The organism is Pseudomonas sp. NPDC089918, from assembly GCF_050280605.1.
In the GTDB taxonomy this organism is placed as follows: Bacteria; Pseudomonadota; Gammaproteobacteria; order Pseudomonadales; family Pseudomonadaceae; genus Aquipseudomonas.
In genome coordinates, this window is sequence record NZ_JBNNVP010000043.1 from 23,837 (window position 1) to 43,281 (window position 19,445).

19 protein-coding genes are annotated in these 19,445 nt (G+C 53.3%); 6 read left to right on the forward strand and 13 right to left on the reverse strand.

Annotated elements, in window-relative coordinates; translation table 11 throughout:
* Positions 1–292: 292 nt before the first annotated feature.
* The 10 genes from ACQKPC_RS24615 to ACQKPC_RS24660 all read right to left on the reverse strand — a co-directional run bounded on the left by ACQKPC_RS24615 (position 293) and on the right by ACQKPC_RS24660 (position 8,748).
* Entirely contained in the window at positions 293–1,027 is a 735-nt protein-coding gene (locus ACQKPC_RS24615; protein WP_427626914.1) for an amino acid ABC transporter ATP-binding protein, read from the reverse strand.
* Entirely contained in the window at positions 1,024–1,695 is a 672-nt protein-coding gene (locus tag ACQKPC_RS24620; protein WP_427626963.1) for an amino acid ABC transporter permease, read from the reverse strand. Before ACQKPC_RS24620 ends, ACQKPC_RS24615 begins: the two co-directional genes overlap by 4 nt.
* Positions 1,695–2,441, reverse strand: coding sequence for an amino acid ABC transporter permease (locus ACQKPC_RS24625; protein ID WP_427626965.1), 747 nt, complete (start codon positions 2,439–2,441; stop codon positions 1,695–1,697). The genes ACQKPC_RS24620 and ACQKPC_RS24625 overlap by 1 nt, the downstream gene beginning before the upstream one ends.
* 84 nt (positions 2,442–2,525) lie before the next feature.
* Positions 2,526–3,440: a glutamate/aspartate ABC transporter substrate-binding protein gene (locus tag ACQKPC_RS24630; RefSeq protein ID WP_427626916.1), complete on the reverse strand. Its 915-nt coding sequence runs from the start codon at positions 3,438–3,440 to the stop codon at positions 2,526–2,528.
* 630 nt (positions 3,441–4,070) lie between these two features.
* The gene (locus ACQKPC_RS24635) at positions 4,071–4,733 is read right to left on the reverse strand and encodes an RraA family protein (RefSeq protein WP_427626918.1); all 663 of its coding nucleotides are present in this window, start codon (positions 4,731–4,733) and stop codon (positions 4,071–4,073) included.
* Positions 4,734–4,786: 53 nt separating this feature from the next.
* On the reverse strand, positions 4,787–5,674 hold the full coding sequence (locus ACQKPC_RS24640) for a transporter substrate-binding domain-containing protein (protein ID WP_427626967.1): 888 nt from the start codon (positions 5,672–5,674) through the stop codon (positions 4,787–4,789).
* A gap of 190 nt (positions 5,675–5,864) precedes the next feature.
* Positions 5,865–6,329, reverse strand: coding sequence for a RidA family protein (locus ACQKPC_RS24645; protein ID WP_427626920.1), 465 nt, complete (start codon positions 6,327–6,329; stop codon positions 5,865–5,867).
* Between the two features lie 65 nt (positions 6,330–6,394).
* A complete protein-coding gene (locus tag ACQKPC_RS24650) occupies positions 6,395–7,369 on the reverse strand; it encodes a threonine ammonia-lyase (protein WP_427626922.1) in 975 nt (324 codons plus the stop codon).
* A gap of 48 nt (positions 7,370–7,417) precedes the next feature.
* Positions 7,418–8,083, reverse strand: coding sequence for an RraA family protein (locus ACQKPC_RS24655; RefSeq protein ID WP_427626923.1), 666 nt, complete (start codon positions 8,081–8,083; stop codon positions 7,418–7,420).
* A complete protein-coding gene (locus ACQKPC_RS24660) occupies positions 8,080–8,748 on the reverse strand; it encodes an RraA family protein (protein WP_427626925.1) in 669 nt (222 codons plus the stop codon). Before ACQKPC_RS24660 ends, ACQKPC_RS24655 begins: the two co-directional genes overlap by 4 nt.
* A gap of 195 nt (positions 8,749–8,943) precedes the next feature.
* Between ACQKPC_RS24660 and ACQKPC_RS24665 the strand changes: the two genes are divergently transcribed.
* Entirely contained in the window at positions 8,944–9,867 is a 924-nt protein-coding gene (locus ACQKPC_RS24665; protein WP_427626927.1) for a LysR family transcriptional regulator, read from the forward strand.
* A 381-nt stretch (positions 9,868–10,248) separates the two neighbouring features.
* On the opposite strand, the gene ACQKPC_RS24670 is transcribed toward ACQKPC_RS24665, so the two are convergent.
* The gene (locus ACQKPC_RS24670) at positions 10,249–11,625 is read right to left on the reverse strand and encodes an MFS family transporter (protein WP_427626929.1); all 1,377 of its coding nucleotides are present in this window, start codon (positions 11,623–11,625) and stop codon (positions 10,249–10,251) included.
* 486 nt (positions 11,626–12,111) lie between these two features.
* Between ACQKPC_RS24670 and ACQKPC_RS24675 the strand changes: the two genes are divergently transcribed.
* Both ACQKPC_RS24675 and ACQKPC_RS24680 read left to right on the forward strand, forming a co-directional pair.
* Positions 12,112–13,053 carry a LysR family transcriptional regulator gene (locus ACQKPC_RS24675; protein ID WP_427626969.1) on the forward strand — a complete coding sequence of 314 codons (942 nt, stop codon included), beginning with the start codon at positions 12,112–12,114 and terminating at the stop codon, positions 13,051–13,053.
* A gap of 111 nt (positions 13,054–13,164) precedes the next feature.
* Positions 13,165–14,274 (forward strand): MFS transporter, encoded by a 1,110-nt coding sequence (locus ACQKPC_RS24680; protein WP_427626971.1) that lies wholly within the window; start codon positions 13,165–13,167, stop codon positions 14,272–14,274.
* A gap of 91 nt (positions 14,275–14,365) precedes the next feature.
* Here the strand turns inward: ACQKPC_RS24680 and ACQKPC_RS24685 are convergent, their stop codons facing one another.
* A complete protein-coding gene (locus tag ACQKPC_RS24685; RefSeq protein WP_427626931.1) occupies positions 14,366–15,244 on the reverse strand; it encodes a LysR family transcriptional regulator in 879 nt (292 codons plus the stop codon).
* Between the two features lie 147 nt (positions 15,245–15,391).
* Between ACQKPC_RS24685 and ripC the strand changes: the two genes are divergently transcribed.
* Positions 15,392–16,228: an itaconate degradation C-C-lyase RipC gene (ripC, locus tag ACQKPC_RS24690; protein ID WP_427626933.1), complete on the forward strand. Its 837-nt coding sequence runs from the start codon at positions 15,392–15,394 to the stop codon at positions 16,226–16,228.
* A 16-nt stretch (positions 16,229–16,244) separates the two neighbouring features.
* Here ripC and ACQKPC_RS24695 read toward each other — a convergent pair whose 3' ends face one another.
* A complete protein-coding gene (locus ACQKPC_RS24695) occupies positions 16,245–17,273 on the reverse strand; it encodes a LysR family transcriptional regulator (RefSeq protein WP_427626935.1) in 1,029 nt (342 codons plus the stop codon).
* Between the two features lie 24 nt (positions 17,274–17,297).
* Between ACQKPC_RS24695 and ACQKPC_RS24700 the strand changes: the two genes are divergently transcribed.
* Both ACQKPC_RS24700 and ACQKPC_RS24705 read left to right on the forward strand, forming a co-directional pair.
* Positions 17,298–18,464, forward strand: a complete 1,167-nt coding sequence (locus tag ACQKPC_RS24700; RefSeq protein ID WP_427626937.1) for a CaiB/BaiF CoA transferase family protein — start codon at positions 17,298–17,300, stop codon at positions 18,462–18,464.
* A complete protein-coding gene (locus ACQKPC_RS24705) occupies positions 18,461–19,300 on the forward strand; it encodes an FAS1-like dehydratase domain-containing protein (RefSeq protein ID WP_427626939.1) in 840 nt (279 codons plus the stop codon). The genes ACQKPC_RS24700 and ACQKPC_RS24705 overlap by 4 nt, the downstream gene beginning before the upstream one ends.
* Positions 19,301–19,445: the final 145 nt, after the last annotated feature.

The window sequence follows — 19,445 nt, forward strand, 5'->3', positions numbered from 1 at the left end:
GTAAGAGTTTGTGTGCTGTTACATTGGTGTTTTGCGAGCGTTGCACGTGCATGTTTAGGGCGGTGCAGTCAGAAACGATTGCTTTGTACTGCCTCCGTTAGTAATTGCTCCACAATAAAACCAAAATAAGAGAATATATCTCCCGGAATTTTCCCTGCACTGATTTAGAATAGAATATGGATTGCACAATCCAGTTTCCAGTACGGACTTTATTCCCATCTATTTGGCAGAGGGGCTGTGAGACATACTGAACAGGTCTGCGCCCGACAAATCGGACGCAGGATTGACTAGTTTAATGTTGCAGAATTTTGCCCAAAAACTGCTGCGCTCGTTCAGAGCGAGCGCTGATGTCGCCGAAGAATTGCTCTTTGGGGCAGTCTTCGATGATCTGGCCCTGGTCCATGAAGATCACCCGGTTCGCCACTTTTCGGGCAAAGCCCATTTCGTGGGTCACGCACATCATGGTCATGCCTTCGTGGGCCAGTTGCACCATCACATCGAGTACTTCGTTGACCATTTCCGGGTCCAGTGCCGAGGTTGGTTCGTCGAACAGCATGACCACCGGGTCCATCGCTAGCGCACGGGCAATCGCCACACGCTGTTGCTGGCCACCGGAGAGCTGGCCTGGGTGCTTGTGGGCGTGGGCCGATAGACCGACGCGCTCAAGCAGTTGCAGGCCTTTTTTGGTGGCCTCGACCTTGCTACGCCCCAACACCTTGACCTGCGCGATGGTCAGGTTTTCGGTGATGGTCAGGTGCGGGAACAGTTCGAAATGCTGGAACACCATGCCGACGCGTGAACGCAGTTTCGGCAAGTTGGTCTTCGGACTGTTGATGGAAGTGCCGTCAACGGAAATATCGCCTTTCTGAAAGGCTTCTAGCGCATTAACGCATTTGATTAACGTGGACTTGCCTGACCCGGATGGGCCGCAAACGACCACCACTTCACCTTGCTTGACCTCAGTGCTGCATTTTGTAAGTACTTGGAAATTTCCATACCATTTGTCGACGTTCTTGATAGAGATCATACAGCGAACCTTTTTTGCAGACGCTTGACCAGCAACGAGGCGGCAAAGCTGATAGTGAAATACACCAGACCAGCAACGATCAGGAATTCATTCGCGCGGCCGATGATGTCGCCACTGGCACGCGAGGCATTGAGGAAGTCCACCAAGCCAACGGTGTAAACCAGCGAGGTGTCTTGAAACAGGATAATGCTCTGCTGTAGTAGCAACGGGGTCATCTTACGGAATGCTTGCGGCAGGATAATCAGGCGCATGGTTTGGCCGTAACTCATGCCCAACGCCTGAGCCGCGCTCATTTGGCCCTTTGGAATCGCCTGCACGCCGGCTCGGACGATTTCGCAGAAGTACGCGGCTTCGAACATCATGAAGGCCACGATGCACGAGGCGAACGCGCCGATCGGGGTGTCTTCGCCAGTGATCCAGCGCAGCGCGAACGGGACAGCCAAGTAAAACCAAGTGATCACTAGCAGCAGTGGAATGGAGCGGAAGTAGTCCACGTAGGTGCCGGCGGCGCGCGACAACAGCTTGTTGTGGGACAGGCGCATCAAGGCCAGGATCGTGCCGAGGATAATCCCTCCGGCGACGCCCATCGCCATGAGTCGCAAGGTCATGACCATGCCGTTCCACAGTCCGGGTAGGGAAGAAATGATGCCGCTGAAATCGAATTCCATCATTTACCCCCTATGGAAATAAGGCCGGGCACGGCGACTTTCTTCTCGACTATACGCATTAGCAGCATCAGGCCCATGTTCAGCGTGAAGTAGATCAGGGTGGCCAGGGTGAAGGCTTCGAACAGGTTTGCGGTGAATTCAGCGGTTTGTTTGGTCTGCGCGAGCAGTTCCATCAGGCCAATCAGCGAAGCCACTGATGAGTTTTTGAACACGGCTAGAAACTCGGTGGTAAGCGGCGGAATGATGATCCGGTAGGCCTGAGGCAGCAGCACGTTCCAATAGATTTGCGGCAGTTTGAAGCCCATGGCGCGCGCGGCGGACTCTTGGCCCCGAGGCAGCGCCTGAATGCCTGTGCGGACTTGTTCACAGACACGAGCGGCCGTGAAAAGACCGAGACATACGACTACACTTAGATAGGCCGAGGTGGTTGGGTTAAGGTCTTGTTTGTACCATTCCTGCAGGTGTTCAGGCAGTAAATCTGGTACCAGGAAGTACCAGATAAATAGTTGCACTAAAAGTGGGACATTACGGAACACCTCTACATACAGGCTAGCAATGCTCGACACGATACGATTTGGCACGGTTCGCATAACACCGAGCACCGATCCCAGCAGCAATGCAATAATCCAGGCCACTACTGCTATAGCGATGGTCCAGCCAAGACCTGAAATAAACCAATCGAAATAGGTTTCATGTCCCACTCCAGTGGACTTAAAGAATACGCCCCAATCCCAGTTGTAATTCATGGAAATGCCTTCCGAACAAATATTTTCGTGCATGCAACTGCCTCATGTCCGCGTATGGCGGCCATGAGCAGATCATTGATGTAATTAAAGAGTTGCTGCAGGTGCAGGCTTGTCGACAGGGTTGGCAATGAGTTCTTTGAGTGCAGGACTCATGGGAAAGTTAAGGTTTAGGCCTTTTGGGGGGATGGGTTGATTGAACCATTTATCATAAATAGCATTGATTTCGCCCGAGGAAAAAGTGGCTTTAATAGCGTCATCCACCACTTTTTTGAAAGGTTCGTCCCCCTTGCGCATCATACAGCCGTAAATGTCCTGTGATTGTGCGGTGCCTGTTACTGCCCATTCACCGGGATTTCTGGCTTTGGCCCTTTCACCTGCCAATAGGGCATCGTCTTGCATGAATGCGACGGCTCGTCCGGTCTCCAACATTTGGAATGACTCGCCAATGTCTTTCCCTGAGATGATGTTCATACCCATCTGCTTGTCAGCGTTCATTACTCTAAGCAGGCGCTCGGATGTACCACCAGCGGTGGTGACCACGTTCTTGCCTTTCAGGTTTTCAAAGTCTTGGTAGATTGAGTCTTTTTTGGACAAGAGGCGAGTGCTTACTTCAAATATCCCTACTGAGAAGTTAACCTGTTGTGCGCGTTCTGCATTATTTGTCGTCGAACCACATTCCAAGTCTACGGTGCCATTCTGAACCAGTGGGATACGATTCTGAGCGGTAATCAGGTTGTATTTAACTATTAGGTTGGGGAGGCCTAACTCTTTCTTGATGGATTCGACGATTTTAAGTTGGAGGTCTTGAGAATAGCCGATCGGCATCCCAGAAGCGTCCGCGATGTAGGAAAACGGTATAGATGAGTCGCGGTGGCCGACAGTAATGGTACCCGACTCTTTGATTTTTTTAAGAGTGCCGGTGAGTTCAGCAGCCATTAATGACGGGCTGATGATTGCTGCTACAATTGCGACACTCAATAATTTAGGGGAAACACGCATCAGGAAATCCTCAAATTAGTTAAACGGGTTCTTCTAGACCCATGCGCTAGCTAATACGGCGATTGGTACGCGCCGAGTTTGCTAATGTCGGTTCTACTTAATTTTTGGCAGGCTTTAATGATGAGGGTGAAGTACTGTTTTTTGACGCTGCGCTTGTAGAAGGATATGCAGTGCTGGCGCCAATACTTAGGTGCTTCTATATTTTTTTCAGTTGCCAAAGTAGCGTCTTTTCGTGGCAATAGAGGGTGTTTTCTAGTGTGTGTGATCATTGCCGTATCCTGTTGTTGTTGTTTTGACATATGACGGATTTAGACTACCACTGCCAATCAGGGTGTGGTATGGCTTGTGATGGATAACAGGTATGCCAAAGCGCTATAGCTTGCGAGTGGAAGATAAATGCCAGAGATAAAGGTTAAATAGAGTAACGATCAATATTATTGATGTTGACCTATGATTTCCTTAGCGATTTCACTGACTCCAGGCCGCAGTGCTTCAAAAAAATAGGTGCCATTTGGCCGAATCATAATCAAGGTGCTTCTATGTATAGTTTTATTTTATCGTCCTTTTAGCAATAGGCCCTCGGGTAACAGGAGCCGACGGTGGCAGGCCCCTATTATCGGCTTCTCGTGTTTAAGCAAGATTGGCCTTGATCAAGACACTTTCAATCCACGACTGGTTGAATGCCCCCGTTGCGATTTCTGCCTTTACGCGATCCTCAGCGGCTTGATGCGTGCGAGCCATGGCAAGCAGGTGGTCTGCGGCCGAAGCGGGAAAGCCGACAATGCCATCCTCATCGCCGACGATGATGTCTCCCGGGTTTACGATCATCCCGCCAATGCATACCGGAACGTTGACTGCCCCTGGACCCGTTTTATAAGGACCACAATGCACCACATCACGGGCATAACACGGGGTGTCTTCAAAGCTTGCGACATCGCGAATTGCACCGTTTACGACAAACCCTACACAGCCCCGCTGTAACGCGTAGAGTTTGATGAGTTCGCCAATCACGGCGTTGGTGGTGTCACCCTGAGCATCCACAACAAGCACGTGGCCAGGCTCGAGCATCGTCAAGGCCTTGTATATGTAGAGATTGTCACCTGGGCGGGTTTTAACCGTCAGCGCACTCCCGACCATTTTTCCTGTTTTATTGTAGCGATTAAGACCTCGAACCCCAATGTAACGCCCCATGTTATCGCTGATATGTGGGGTCACCACTGAGCGAAATGCAGTGTGGATGTCGCGAGATTCTGGGGTGATCGCCTGAACAGTATTAATGCTGGAAGAATTCATGTTGACTCCTGAATAGCTGTTTTAGTCGTTACCTGAGTCTCTACAACGCAGACTTACGGCATTGTTGCAGGCGCGGGCTGATCTGTAGGGTTGGCATAAAGTTCCTTGACCTCATTGGGCATCGGATAATCCAGGCTCAAGCCTTTAGGCGGTATGGGGTGCTGAAACCATTTGCTGTAGATATCGTTGATTTCCCCTGATGCATAAAGAGCTTTGATAGCACCGTCCACTGCTTGCTTGAACGCATCGTCACCTTTGCGCAACATACATCCGTAGATCTCACGAGATTGCGCAGCACCGGATATAGCCCATCGATCCGGGTTCCTCGATTTTGCGCGTTCACCCGCTAGCAGAGCGTCGTCCTGCAGCCAAGCAACTGCACGGCCAGTTTCCAACAGTTGGAATGATTCGCCGTGGTCCTTGGCTGAGATAATGTTCATGCCTAACTGTTTTTCAACGTTCGTTGAGCGCAGCAGTCGCTCGGCGGTTGTACCCGCAGTGGTTACTACATTGCGTCCTTTAAGGTCATCAATATCTTTGTAAGAAGATTGCTTGGTTGTCAGCAGTCGGGTGTTGATTTCAAATATGCCAACAGAAAAGCTGACCTGCTGCTGACGTTCGGCATTGTTTGTCGTTGAACCACATTCAATGTCGACGGTGCCATTTTGAATCAGCGGTATTCGGGTTTGTGAAGTGACAAGGTTGTACTGTATTTTCAAGTTGGGTAGGTCGAGGTCTTTTTTCAATGCTTCGACAACTTTGGATTGAATATCCTGGGAGTAGCCAACCGGTACACCAGAGGCGTCGGCGAGGTAGGAAAAAGGAATCGCCGCATCACGGTAGGCTAATGTGATTGTGCCTGATTCTTTTACTTTTTTTAGTGTGCCGGATAGCTCTGCACTCATCCCTTCGTGGGACAGAAATGCAACAGACAATGCCATCAGTTTGGCAATATTGCGAATACGCATAAAACCTCCAGAAATGAAGCCCGAGCCAAGATGAACTCAGTGGCAACTGCATGATTTTCTACTTGTTGTACATCAACGGCAGATTTCTAGAACTGCAGGGTGTTTTTATTATGTCAGCCAGCTTTCATAGCCGGATCGTATTGAGACGCTTCGTCTGTTGTGATCAGTCGATCGCAAAGATTGCTTCAACTTCTACAGGCGCCCCTCGCGGGATGGCCGCAACGCCTACCGCTGCCCGGGCATGGCCGCCGCGCTCTTGGCCGAAAAGCTCTATAAAAAGATTTGAAGCCCCATCAATCACCTTCGCTTGCTGCTCGAAGCTAGGAAGGCACTTAACATAACCATTAACCTTCAAAACACGTATGCGGTCGAGTTGGCCATCGCTCGCTTCATTGGCAATGGAAAGAAGATTTAGTGCGCAGACTCGCGCCGCGGCCTGGGCGGTCTCAATATCAATTTCCGTTCCCACGGTTCCTTTGTATAGCAAGACGTCGTCTTGCAGGCATACTTGACCCGCCGTATAAATCAGGTTCCCAAAACGGGTGTACAACTGATAGTTGCCGCCTCGCGTATTGAACTTCGGCAACTCCAAACCCAATGCGGCCAGTTTTTCCAGAACACTACTCATGATCAAAGTCTCCAATGGTTTTCTTCACGCCTCTGGCGATGCCAAAAGCTTCAAAAATGAATGACTCAGTTGGCCCAGGCTTGTAGGAAGACGTCTGGGTCAACGTTCCCGCCAGAGCAAACCACCACGACAGTTTTGCCCTCATAACGCGCCTTTTCTCTAATCAGCGTTCCGAGGGCGGCTGCACCGCCCGGCTCAAGGACGAGTTTGAGGTACTGAAATGCTGCACGCATGCCTTGGAAGGCATCTTCCAGATAAGCGACTTCAGTACGCGGTTGAACAGGTTTCAATACTTCGAAGGGGAGTGCTCCGACAGCGGGGCCGGCAATCCCGTCGAGCAGCGTTTTGGGCAACAGCTGGAGTTTCACCGGTTCCCCCTTTTGCAGCGCTGTTTGCCATTTCGTATAGCCTTCTGCCTCGACAAGAACGCTCTCGAAATGGCCACACTTGGCGCGCATTGCGGTCAAAGTCCCGGATGCCAAGCCGCCGCCGCTGCAACCCAACCACACGGAGTGGGGACTTGCTCCCACTTCAGCCAACTGCTCCGCGATTTCGAGACCGATGGTGCCTTGGCCCGCCATGATGAGGGGGTCATCGAAAGGCGAGACGAAGGTCAGGCCGCGGCTTTCAATCAGCCGCTGGGTAACGTCCTCACGATCCTCGACGTCTTTGTTGTAAAGGACAACCTCTGCTCCCCACCAACGGCAGTTATCCTGCTTAATTTTTGGCGCATGCTCGGGCATCACGACTACTGACGGACAGCCCCACTGGTGGGCGGCCGCAGCAACTGCTTGGCCATGGTTGCCCGCCGAATAAGTGATAACTCCCTTGTTTCTATCACTGGGTGCCAGTTCGGACAGTTTGAACATGGCACCGCGAAACTTGAACGCCCCGGTCTTTTGCAGGCATTCAGCCTTCACGTAAACATCCGCGCCGACGATATCATTCAGCATCGCAGAGCTCAGAAGTGGGGTGCGCACTACTTGTCCTTGAAGTCGGCGTTGTGCCTTCAGGATCAGGTCCAAATCAAACTTTTGCACGACGAATTTCCTTGTGGTGAGTAACTTGGGTGCCTGCCGAGGGCGTGCTCACGAGTTCTTGCTCTGCAGACTGTGATAACCCAATTCAGCTCGAGCCTGGGCAAGGGTCTTGCCAGTAGCAATAGAGGTGCGGATTTGTGACTCAACATGCTCTATGCGACGCGCTGTCTCAGCGACCTCATGGATACGCGCACGAGGTACAACGACGACACCGTTGGCATCAGCTATCACGATGTCACCGTTGCATACTCGAGCAGTTCCAATCGATACGGGCTGATTGACGGAGGCGACCTGTACCCGATCTTTACCTGTTCGCATAAATCGCCCCTTGCTGAAAATGGGGTAGTTCTCATTCAATGCCTTGTTGACGTCTCGGCACACACCGTCGATCACCGTTGCAGCGATGCCTCGAGATAGTGCGTATTGCGTCATGATGTCGCCCCAAACAGTGCAATCAGTTCTGCCATCGTTAGCGATGACGACGACTTCACCTGGGCTGACGTCATCGATGAAGTCACCTACCGTTCCAGGAGGGGTACTGGCGCTTACATATTGAACAGTGAACGCTGGCCCGACTACCAACTGGGAGTAGTTGTTCAAAGGCATGATGTTCATGCACTGACCGGGCAACCCTAGCTTGTCCATAGCATCAGAAATGGCAGGGGTATCGAGCCCTTCAAACAATACGAGGTAATCCTGTTCCACTTGGCTCATGCTTGGCTCTCCTTTTTGATGGCGTCAAATTGGCTGTCGTGCATCACTTGCTCAACGGATTGGCCGGCGCGTACGGCCTCGACCATTCGGTTTTGCCGGGCAGCAATTCGATCTGCCAAATCCAGGACCTGGTCAATTGCAGCTTTTGTCACGAAGACCGTTCCGCACTCATCGGCAATGACATAGTCGTCTTCTGCGACTTCGACATTCGCGACTGTTACAGGCTTTCCGGAATCGATCTGAACCAGGCGGTTGCGTGCGCTGATCATCGTCACGCCCCGGCCGTAGACGGGATAGTCGATGGACGCACTGCCGCTGATGTCGCGGCTGAATCCGTCAATGACAGTTCCGCGAATACCTTTTCGTTTTGCCGCATTGGCCAGGATGTCGCCCCAGCTCGATATACCGTTGACTCCACCTGCAATGATAAGTACACGATCATCATCAGTAATGCTGTCGATGACAGGGCTGATCAAATGTACCGTAGGAGCGTCTCCGTCCTTGGGACCTAGTTGTACGGTACTGACCAGGCCGACGATTTTTACGCAACTCCAAAGAGGCATAAGGCCATTCGTAGCTCCAGGAAGTCCCAGAAAATCCAGGGCGTCGGATACAGTATTGGAGTCGAGGTCGGCGAGTCGTCTTAAACGTTCGTGCTTATTCATTGTGGAGCCCTGTGTTGACGATGGCCTAAGTATTTACGGCCATGATCCACAGGTACATTACGAATATGCTAACTTCCCGATACGCCAGTCGTATCAGGGAAGCCTACGCAACGTTGGGGCATGATCGTCTGGCTTTCCAAGCCGCCGAATGCGCTACCGCTGATACCTGCTTTGCGAGCCTGATTCAGGATTTCTATGATCAACTTTCGACTTATCCGGCATCTCTGGCTGTTCCTTGCAGTCGCCGAGGAGCAGCATTTTGGTCGTGCAGCTAAAAGGCTGGGCATGTCACAGCCACCTTTGACTGAACAGATCAAGGTTCTGGAAACTTCCCTACGGGTAAAGCTGTTTGAACGCACCAGCAAGGGCGCGATCCTCACCCCAACGGGTATGGCGATCATGCCGGCAGTACGAAAATTCGCAGAGCAGTTGGAGCGCTTGGAGCTTGCAGTACATGAAGCCGTTGCAGGGCAAACGGGAGTCCTGACAATAGGCGCTATCAACGCAGCCTTACTTGAGGTGCTCCCTGATCTCATCGAGCAGCTCAAGGAGAGGTTCCCGAATATCTCAGTGTTTATTCGGGAAATCGATAGCGGGGAGGCCATCCCATCACTGGAGTCTGGCGACATTGACGTGGCTTTCGCACGAATTGAAGGCGGCTACTATGAGCCCATCCGCTCGATTGCTCTTGTCCAAGACCAGCTTGCAGTAGCGCTTTCCAGAAATCATCCACTAGCTAATGAAGCGTCTGTGGATCTGCGAGACTTGGCTGGAGAAGTACAGATCATGTTCGCCCGCAGCGGCAGTCCTGTTTTTTTTGACTACATTGTCAGCTGCTGTCAGCAATGCGGTTTCCGTCCAAAAATCATGCATGAGGTCCGCTCGATCGGTTCGCAGATAGCCTTTGTAAGTTGCGGCCAAGGCATTGCGCTGGTGCCATATGCGCTCGAAAAGTTGGCGCCCAAAAACGTAGTGATACGACCCCTGCAGCAGAAATTTCGACTAGTAACCAGTGCCTTGGCCTGGAATGCTGCCCGTAGTAATCCTTTGGTCGACGCGCTTGTCGATATCGTGCGCGAACAGTTCCCTGCTCCCATCGAATCAACTGCGCAATTGTAGGGGATCAATGCTTTCCTTGAGCGAATCAGGGAGCGGCGTCGGAAGGTAAAAACGACCAAGTGGTGTTTGAAGGTGAAATTTGTTTATGAAGCCCGAAAGATTCTGAAATTGTGCACCGTGGCACCGAAATATTACTCAGCGTCGTGACACAATATGACAAGGACTTTGAACCTGTTCGAAAGCTTTTAGGGGGGCGAGAGACTGGCAGTGGTTTCTTCCCCACGCCACCCAAAGTGTTCAGCGCGGCGGTGTCTCGCTCCTCACGGATGGGGCGGTGTTTCAGATTTCCCCCGATTACCCGAATCCGCGGCATCGTGATGCAATAAAGGGCCCATGGATCTCATGGGCCCTTTTCAATTACCTGCTGTAATCGTCAGTGTTTCAAACGCTCGCAGCGTGCGACTTTGCGCAACCCTTCAAACCGGTGCGCTCTTCGATCTCACCGGAACCGCTGATGTACCCGTAGCGCGACAGGTTTGGCATCAGCATCGCGGCGATGAAAGTGATGCTCACTACGGCTGCGACATAGAAGAAGAAATACTCCTCAATGCCTTGGGACCGGAGTGACAAGGCCACGTACTCAGCGGTGCCGCCGAATGCCGCGTTGCCGACGGCATACGGAAAGCCCACGCCCAGAGCACGCACTGCCGGCGGGAACAGTTCGGCTTTGACGATCCCGGCAATCGGGGTGTAAAGCGACGCAATGGCCAGACCGCCAAACACCAGCAGGAACGCCGTAAACGGGCTGCTGACCGATTGCAGTGAATAGAGCAGGGGAATCACCAGCAGCATGGCCAATCCGGAAAACATCAGCATGTGCGCCTTGATCCCGATACGGTCCGCGAGCAAGCCAAAGAGCGGCTGGCAGAACATGAAGCCGACCAGGGCCGCGGTCATGATGAAGCTCACCGTTTCCGGACTGAAGCCAGCGGAGATCACCAGGAACTTCTGCATGTAGGTGGTGAAGGTGTAGAAGTACAAAGAACCACCGATGGTGAACGCTACCACCAGCGCGACCGCCCGTTTGTGCTTGAACATGCCGCGCAACGAGCCGGCATCTTTGCGGTTCATGTCTTTTTTGGTGGCGGTTTCATGCATGGCGCGCCGCAGATACACCACGACGATTGAGCTCATGGCGCCGATGAAGAACGGAATCCTCCAGCCCCATTCGCGCAATTCTTCGCCGGTCAGGGTTTGCTGGAGAATGACCACGGTCATCAATGCCATGAGCTGCCCGGCAATGATGGTGAAGTACTGAAAGGAGCCATAGAAACAGCGACGCCCAGGTGTCGCGATTTCACTGATGTAGGTGGCGCCGGTGCCGTACTCCGCGCCGACTGACAGCCCCTGAATCAACCTAGCGACGACGAGCAAAACCGGGGCTGCCATACCGATGGTGTCGTAGGTCGGCATGACGGCGATCATCAGGGAGCCGGCACACATCATGAACACCGAGATAATCATCGAAACCTTGCGGCCGCGAGTGTCGGCAATCCAGCCGAAAATCCAACCGCCAAGAGGGCGCATGAAAAAGCCGACGGCGAAGACTCCGGCGGTTGCGAGCAGTTGGGTGGTGGTGTCGCCTTTGGGGAAAAACGAAGCCGCAAAGTAGATGGCGGTATAGGCGTAGATGAAAAAGTCGTACCACTCCACCAGATTGCCTGAGCAGGCACCCATGATGGCTTTGACGCGATTCGGACTTTTCTCCGGATCGGTCTTGGCAGCGTGGTTGGTTGAGTCTGTGGTTGATGCGGACATGATGTTCACCCTTTCTTCAAGGCGAGACGATACGAGGAGCACACTGAGGCGTCTCCGACGTTGTTAGCTCGACGGATTGATGTGCTTAACGCAGCGGCTTTGGCCTGTTGACGATCAAAGCAAATGAAGAGGGGGGATGTACGCGAGAGGCAAGCTGTTCGCTGCCTGGGTAAACCGACCGGGTCGAGTAAGGAGAAACGTTGCATATCATGGTGCAAACCCTCGAATCTTATTCTTGTAGTAAGTCGATCGCGCTTGGTGTCGACGTTGATTGCAAACTACCGCAGAGTGGAGGGAGTAATAAGTCGTTAGTCAGGCCTAACTGATATGTCGAAATTCTATAGCTTGGCTGCAGCCCCGACGGGCCGGGGGATACAGCCGGCTCGAAGAACACTAGCCCTTACGACACACGGTTTGCGGAGCACTCCAAGGTTCGCAAATGCGTTTACACTCATAGCACTTTCGACGCATATCGCGCCGAGCCCGATTCTGACTGGCCTGGTAATGGATGTTGTTCAACTTAAAACCCTGATTCATGTGGCTGAGCTGGGCAGTCTCAGCAAAGCTTCCGATCGGCTTCACATCGCGCAACCGGCGCTTAGTCGACAAATTCGATTGTTGGAGAAAGAACTCGGTGCCTACCTGTTTGACCGACATGGGCGAGGCATGGAGATTACTGATGTCGGCAAAGAAGTACTGGCGCATGCCACCCGCATCATGGAAGAAATGGAGTCCATTCGAAGCTCGGTGGTGGGTGGAAGGTCTTCTTTTCGTGGAACGGTCGTCATCGGTACAACGCCAACGGTGGCGGAAATTGTCACAGTCCCTCTGGTGCGCAAGATCAGAGAGGAGCATCCAAATCTCGCCGTCAGGTTTTCCTCGGCCTTCAGCGGTTACTTGCTGGATTGGGTCCAGCGTGGTGAATTGGAACTGGCCATTTCCTACGATCCTCAACCGGTGCATACGCTGCGAATCGTACCGGTGATGATGGAGAATTTGCTGCTGGTTGGTCCCGCCAGTGCCAACCTGCGTCTTGATACGCCGGTGTCGTTCGAGTCTTTGGCTGAGCAGCAATTGGTATTGCCAAGCGCTCGACATAGCCTTCGCGTGATTCTGGATGATTGTGCGCGTGAAGTCGGGATCAAGCTCAAGACCAGTGTCGAAGCGGATTCTTTTGGCGCGATGATCGCCTTGGTCTGCAATGGGTTCGGCTTGACCGCTTTGCCTTTGGCATCGATTTACACGCAAATCGAAGCTGGCGTGCTCAGTGCCGCCCCCTTGGTCGACCCCATTCCCATGCGCAAACTGGTTCAGGTTTTTCCTGCCGACAGGCGTGTCAGTCCGGCCGCCAAATTTGTCGGGGATGCCTTCATCGAGATTGCTGCCGATTTGGTCAGTCGCAAGATTTGGGCCGGGCACATGCTTTGAGTTCTCCTTCGATCTGTTAGCCCCTCTGTGTAATAGCTTCTCACCACTGATGACACTGCCTTGAACCATCAAACGCGACTGCCTGGCGTATTCGGCATTTTTATATTGGGGATGCTGCAAGTTCTGGTCTGGGGAGGTTCGTTCTTCCTCATGGCCGTCATGGCCGATCCGATCATGAGAGAGACCGGTTGGGCCAGCCAATGGGTGTATGGCGCGTTGTCGCTGAGCATTCTGGTTTCTGCAATGCTGGCGCCATTGACCAGCCGGCTTATTGCTCGCTATGGCGGCCGCCCCATCCTGGCCAGTAGCGGCCTGGGTGTCGCCATCGGGCTGTTTCTGATGGCCAGCTCAACCTCATTGCCGATGTTTCTTTTGTCTTGGGCAGTGATTGGCGTCGGTATGGCGCTGGGGCTGTATGAAGCACTATTCGCTGCTTTAGGTTCTCTATACGGGGAGCGCGCGGGCAGTGCGATTACCGGGATCACGCTTATTTCAGGGTTTGCGACAACGCTGTCATGGCCTGCGGTCGCGCTGGTCATCGAGCACATTGGCTGGCGCGCGACGTGCGTGGCTTATGGGGGGCTATTGGTCATTGCTGTGGCACCGCTTTATCTCTGGGTGCTGGCGCCTGGCGCGGGGCAACTCGCAAAAAGCCATGCCATGAGTGATGAAAACCTCTCTGTCGACCGGCGGATCTATCTTTTGCTCACGCTGATTTTTGCGTTGGGTGCAGTGATCATGACGGCGATATCTGTCCAGCTGATTTCATTGTTGCAGGGGCAGGGCTACTCGCTTGCAGCCGCCATCGGACTGAGCGCCTTGCTGGGGCCGAGCCAGGTCGGCTCACGCGTTCTACAAGTGTTTTCGCGAAAGCGACACCCTATCTGGACGACATTGATCAGCGTGGTATTCGTGGCAATCGGTCTGTTGCTGGTGACCATCGCGCCGGCAATGACTGCGTTGGGGCTGGTGATCTACGGCGCGGGTAATGGTTTGCGGGCGATCGTGCGAGGCCTGCTGCCACTGACCCTGATGTCGCCCACCCATTATGTTTTGCTGATGGGGCGTATGGCGCGGCCTTCGCTCATTGGACAAGCCTTGACCCCACTCGCTGGCGGATACCTGTTGCAGACCTGGGGCGCTAGCGGTGTGCTAGCGGGCCTGAGTTCACTGGCCGTATTGAATGTGCTGTTGGTGTTTTTGCTCATTCGGCTGGTGTGAAAAAACTGATCACTACAGGATAAATTTTTTAGCCCTTCACAATGACTGCTTTCGAAAGCAGTCGGCTCCCATGCCGGCGCAGAGCGTGTGGTTAACTGACTGCACAATTAATAAAGTTCTGCAGGAAAATAGAGTTGTCACTGCGACGCCAGGCGAGCGTAAGCCGGGCGATGGGTGATACATCATTTATCTCTTTGAAAACCACCCCCGCGGCATGCACTTGCTGCATCGAAGCCGGCACAAGCGAAACTCCCAGTTCTGCTGCTACCAAATGCACGACAGAGGCAAGTTGTGGAGCGCTTTGTCCCAAAATCGGATCAAAGCCTGCATCACGGCAAGCAGCGATAACGGTGTCGAATAAGGTAGGTCCTACTTCTCTGGGATAGAGAATGAAAGGGTCCTGGCTGAGATCTTTCAGGCTCAATTTTTTCTGGCGTGCAGCCACATGATCTTTTGGTAGAACCGCGAGTAACGGTTCCTCCGAGAGCGTTCGCATCGTCAAATGATCAGCTTCAGCTATTCCTGGGCGAATAAAAACCGCGTCCAGGTCACCTTCCTTGAGGCCTGCCATTAATTGAATGGTATTGCTTTCCTCCAGGGTCAAATCGACATCCGGGTATGCCCGCCGAAAATTGCGAATCGCCGTAGCCACGACCGGATTGAAACTTGCGGAGGCAGTGAAACCTATGCGCAGCGCCCCCAACTCGCCCCGAGCAGCTCGTTGAGCCGCATGCGTTGCTCGCTCTACCTGAGCCGGTATGTTTCGAACCAGGTCATGAAACGCCTGCCCAGCCGCAGTCAATTCTGCGCCTTGCGGAATTCGGTGAAATAACCGGGTGCCCACCTCACGCTCCAGGTCGCGGATCTGCAAGCTCAATGGAGGTTGTCCGATGCCGATTTTCTGAGCCGCGCGGGTGAAATTCTGCTCTTGAGCGACGGCTAGAAAGTAGCGGATGTGACGTAGTTCCATAGGTAGGAGCTCCATAGGTATCTGTAAAACATATGAAGATCGACAGCTCCATACAATAGTCCATTGGGACTCGTCTAGCTATGGTGGTTCACGCCGGCAAGGATCACAGCACGCCTTGCGGCACCTCACCCACTTCTGGAGTAGAAAATGTCCGTACGTCTGCGCAGTGCTCTTTTCACACCGGCAACACACCCTGAACGTTTCGCCAAAGCCGAGGAGGTGGGCGCCGATCTTTTGATCATTGATCTGGAAGACGCGATAGCGCCTAAAGACAAAAAAAGTGCTCGTGCTACCGCGTTCACCACACTCAACGCGGCCGAAAAAACGCCGTTCCCTTGCATTATTCGTATCAACGGGCTGGATACGTCTGCGGGGCTTTGTGACGTGCTTGAACTGTTGGCAAGTCCGGTTCAGCCTGAATTTCTGCTGCTTCCCAAAACCGAATCCGCTGCACATTTGCAGATAGTGGACCGTCTGCTCAGCGAAAAGGGACTGAGCACCAAGTTGATCGGCTTGATCGAAAGCGCGGTCGGACTCAAGGCGGTATCAGACATCGCTCATGCAACGCCCCGACTCGCCGCACTCATGTTCGGGGCGGCGGATCTGGCGGCGGATCTAGGCTGTGGACCCTTTGCAGCGAATCTCACGTTCGCACGTGTATCGCTTGTGAGCGCGTGCGCGACAGCGGCTATCGCTGCTATCGATTCTCCTTTTTTCGATATTCGCGACTTGTCCGGGCTTGAACGGGCGGCGTTCCAGGCCGCTGACATGGGGTTTGCCGGTAAAGCGGCGATCCACCCGAGTCAGGTGGCGGCAATCAATCTCGCGTTCACACCGACCTCCGATGAAATCGATGAGGCACGGGCCATTCTGATCGAAAACCAACGGGGTGTCGGGCAGGTGAACGGTTTCATGGTCGATGAGGCGGTCGCTCGCAAAGCTCGACGCGTATTGGCCCGGTCAGGCCAATCTATTGAGTTGTAATCGACCCAAAGGTTTTTTATTTGCTCGGCGGACAAAGAATCTCTATCAGGTTGTCTCGCAACGCGTTCTTTTCACGCGGGTTGCGCTGTACGCATACTCGCAAATCTCGCTTGGCCCATCCTTCTACAAGCTCGATAACCTGAAGGCGCTCCAGGTCTGCGGCCTCTAACGCTGAGCGTGGGGCGATACCGATACCCGCTCCCGATGAGACCAGACGGGCAATCGCCCGAAATCCGGAGACCTGGACGCGCACATCTAATCGCCCGCCAAGGGCGCTGGCGTGATTCATCAAAAAGGTATGCAGTGCCGCGCCCGATTGAAGGCTGATAAATGGGAGCCCCAGGCATTCGGTAAAGCTGACCGAATGTTGGTTGGCAAATCGACCGTTTAGCGGTGCTAACAAGACTAACTGGTCCTGCCGGTAGGGCAGAAATTCCAGATCTGGATGGTCGGACTCCAGGGCTACGACTCCGATGTCGGCACGGCCTGAGGACACGGCTGAAATAATGTCATGGCTCAATCGCTCCTCAAGGGTGATGCGGACATTGGGGTACTTGGAGAAAAAGCGCGCCAGGTCATCCGGCAAATATGAGCTGATGGCATTGTTGTTGGCAAAAAAGGTCACGTGGCCGATCAAGCCATTGGCGAAAGGTTGCAAGTCAGTGGTCATCTGCTCCAGCTGTGCCATGCAGCGTCTTGCATGTTCGACCAGCACATGACCCGCCGGGGTCAATCCCACCCCCCTGGCCTGGCGCAGCAGCAAGGGTGTCCCGAGGCTGGCTTCAAGCCCTTTTATGCGCAAACTGACTGAGGAGGGGGCCAGATTACAGCGCTCGGCGCCGCGCGACAGATTGCTTTCCTCGGCGACCGCCAAGAAGACCTTCAGGTCGATCAAGTCGTACATCATTGCGTTAGTCTCCGGCAAAATCATGAGGATTTTGTCTAATTTAACCTCTCGTAAGTCCCAGAGTGTTTGTATTTTACAAACGTTGCCTTCGTAAAAGCTCGCTGCTCCCCTGGCCGTGATTTGCACATACTTGTGCACGCAAACTGTCAATGGGAGAACCTGATGTCCACTACAAAACCTTTAAAAGGCATTACCGTCGTTTCCATCGAACAGGCGTTGGCGGCACCTTTGTGTACCTGTCGTTTGGCGGAGATGGGCGCGCGGGTGATCAAGGTCGAACGTGCAGAAGGGGATTTTGCGCGGGGCTATGATGATGCCGCCAAAGGTCACTCTTCGTATTTCCTGTGGACCAACCGAGGCAAGGAATCGCTTGTGCTGGATTTCAAGAATGCCGACGACGCGATGCTATTGAAACGGATCATCGCCAGCGCTGATGTATTCGTGCAAAACCTGGCGCCCGGCGCCCTTACTCGCGCAGGGTTTGACAGTGCGGAACTGCGTGCACTGAATCCACAATTGATCACTTGCGACATCAGTGGTTACGGTACTGAGGGGCCCGCTAGTGGTTTGAAAGCGTATGACCTGTTGGTCCAATGCGAAAGCGGTCTGGCCGGCATCAGCGGTTCACCTGAGGGCTATGGCCGCATCGGCGTGTCGATTTGCGATATCGGGGCAGGTTTGAATGCTGCGATTGGCGTGCTTTCGGCGTTGCAGTTACGAGAGCGAACCGGGCAGGGCTCCGGGATTTCCGTTTCGCTGTTCGATGGTGCTGCGGACTGGATGACAATTCCCTACCTGCACGAGATTTATGGCAATGGCGCTCCTACACGCCAGGGTCTGCGCCACCCCTCAATTGCTCCATACGGCGCTTATACCACTGGCGATCAGCGAGACATCGTGATCAGCATTCAGAACGAACGCGAATGGCAGCAGTTTTCTAACCTGTTCCTTGAAGGCACTGGCGCATCTACTGATCCTCGTTTTGCATCCAACACAGAACGCGTCCGTAACCGAGACGCTCTGGATGCGCTTATCAGCGCGTCCTTCGCCAGCCTGAGCGCCGAACAGGCGATTCACAAACTGGGTCAGGCCAATACCGCTTTTGGTCAGGTGCGCTCCGTCGCCGAGATGGCAGAACATCCGGGCCTTCGTAAATGGCCGATGGCAGTCGAGACCGGTGACGTCGAGATGATTGCTCCTCCGGTACGCGCTCCTTGGGACGAACAACGATTCGAAAAAGCTCCGCTCCTGGGCGAACACAGTGATCGCTTGCGCGAAGAGTTCCAGGCGACAGCAACACAGAACAAACAAGAGGAGGTCCCTGCATGAGCACTATTGATCTTCAACACCTGCGCCAATGGATCGGCAAGACCCATGTCGACCACGATGTCCTGTCTTCACGCCATGCGCGTTTGATGGCTGCAACGCTGGGCATCCCACAAAGCGATTTGGTCTCGGGTTATCCATTGCCGCCATTGTGGCACTGGTTGTATTTTCTTGACGGACTGCCGCCTGAAGAGTTAGGGCGTGACGGTCACCCCGCGCGAGGCGGCTTCTTGCCTCCCGTGCCGTTGCCGAATCGTATGTGGGCCGGTGGACAGCTTGAATTCAAGAAAGCGTTGCCGCTGGATGGAAGCGTCGAGAAACGCTCCAGTATTGTTTCGATCGAGCACAAACAAGGTCGTAGTGGCGAGCTGGTGTTTGTCACCGTATTGCATGAAATTTTGCATGCCGGTGAAGTTGCCATTTCTGAACATCACGACATCGTCTACAAGGAGGCAACTCCAGCCGACTCAAACAAACCTTTCGCCGAGATGCCGCAAGCCACTCATTCTTATGAATGGCTGCCTACCTCAACCACGTTGTTTCGCTATTCAGCACTGACTTTCAATGGTCATCGTATTCACTATGACGCTGATTACTGTCGAGATGTTGAAAGTTATGCGAGTCAAGTAATACACGGTCCACTGAACGCGACTTTGCTGGCAGGCTATGCCGAGCGTATTGCGGGAAAACCAGTAAAACTATTTAATTATCGAGGCGTTCGTCCTGCCTTACTGGGAGCAACGCTAACATTAAATGCTGTCCATGAAGGTGACGACTTGCTGTTATGGGTCAGTTTTCCTGATGGCGCAGTTTCGATGCAGGCGCGCGCCAGTTTTTGAATCTGCATTGCAGTGAAAAATACACGATGAAGTCACATCAAGGCGTTTGACGTTTCAGTTGAAGTGGACTTTATCCTAAATGGTTTTGTTAGTTGATTAGATGATCAAGCAGGCAGTCTGTGCGAGTGGCTTTTGTCTTCGCGCA

Bases quoted from the DNA above. Each gene is read 5' to 3' on its own strand.
- ACQKPC_RS24615 (WP_427626914.1), bottom strand. From the start codon at position 1,027: ATGATCTCTATCAAGAACGTCGACAAATGGTATGGAAATTTCCAAGTA.
- ACQKPC_RS24620 (WP_427626963.1), bottom strand. From the start codon at position 1,695: ATGGAATTCGATTTCAGCGGCATCATTTCTTCCCTACCCGGACTGTGG.
- ACQKPC_RS24625 (WP_427626965.1), bottom strand. From the start codon at position 2,441: ATGAATTACAACTGGGATTGGGGCGTATTCTTTAAGTCCACTGGAGTG.
- ACQKPC_RS24630 (WP_427626916.1), bottom strand. From the start codon at position 3,440: ATGCGTGTTTCCCCTAAATTATTGAGTGTCGCAATTGTAGCAGCAATC.
- ACQKPC_RS24635 (WP_427626918.1), bottom strand. From the start codon at position 4,733: ATGAATTCTTCCAGCATTAATACTGTTCAGGCGATCACCCCAGAATCT.
- ACQKPC_RS24640 (WP_427626967.1), bottom strand. From the start codon at position 5,674: ATGGCATTGTCTGTTGCATTTCTGTCCCACGAAGGGATGAGTGCAGAG.
- ACQKPC_RS24645 (WP_427626920.1), bottom strand. From the start codon at position 6,329: ATGAGTAGTGTTCTGGAAAAACTGGCCGCATTGGGTTTGGAGTTGCCG.
- ACQKPC_RS24655 (WP_427626923.1), bottom strand. From the start codon at position 8,083: ATGAGCCAAGTGGAACAGGATTACCTCGTATTGTTTGAAGGGCTCGAT.
- ACQKPC_RS24660 (WP_427626925.1), bottom strand. From the start codon at position 8,748: ATGAATAAGCACGAACGTTTAAGACGACTCGCCGACCTCGACTCCAAT.
- ACQKPC_RS24665 (WP_427626927.1), top strand. From the start codon at position 8,944: ATGATCAACTTTCGACTTATCCGGCATCTCTGGCTGTTCCTTGCAGTC.
- ACQKPC_RS24670 (WP_427626929.1), bottom strand. From the start codon at position 11,625: ATGTCCGCATCAACCACAGACTCAACCAACCACGCTGCCAAGACCGAT.
- ACQKPC_RS24680 (WP_427626971.1), top strand. From the start codon at position 13,165: ATGCTGCAAGTTCTGGTCTGGGGAGGTTCGTTCTTCCTCATGGCCGTC.
- ACQKPC_RS24685 (WP_427626931.1), bottom strand. From the start codon at position 15,244: ATGGAACTACGTCACATCCGCTACTTTCTAGCCGTCGCTCAAGAGCAG.
- ripC (WP_427626933.1), top strand. From the start codon at position 15,392: ATGTCCGTACGTCTGCGCAGTGCTCTTTTCACACCGGCAACACACCCT.
- ACQKPC_RS24700 (WP_427626937.1), top strand. From the start codon at position 17,298: ATGTCCACTACAAAACCTTTAAAAGGCATTACCGTCGTTTCCATCGAA.
- ACQKPC_RS24705 (WP_427626939.1), top strand. From the start codon at position 18,461: ATGAGCACTATTGATCTTCAACACCTGCGCCAATGGATCGGCAAGACC.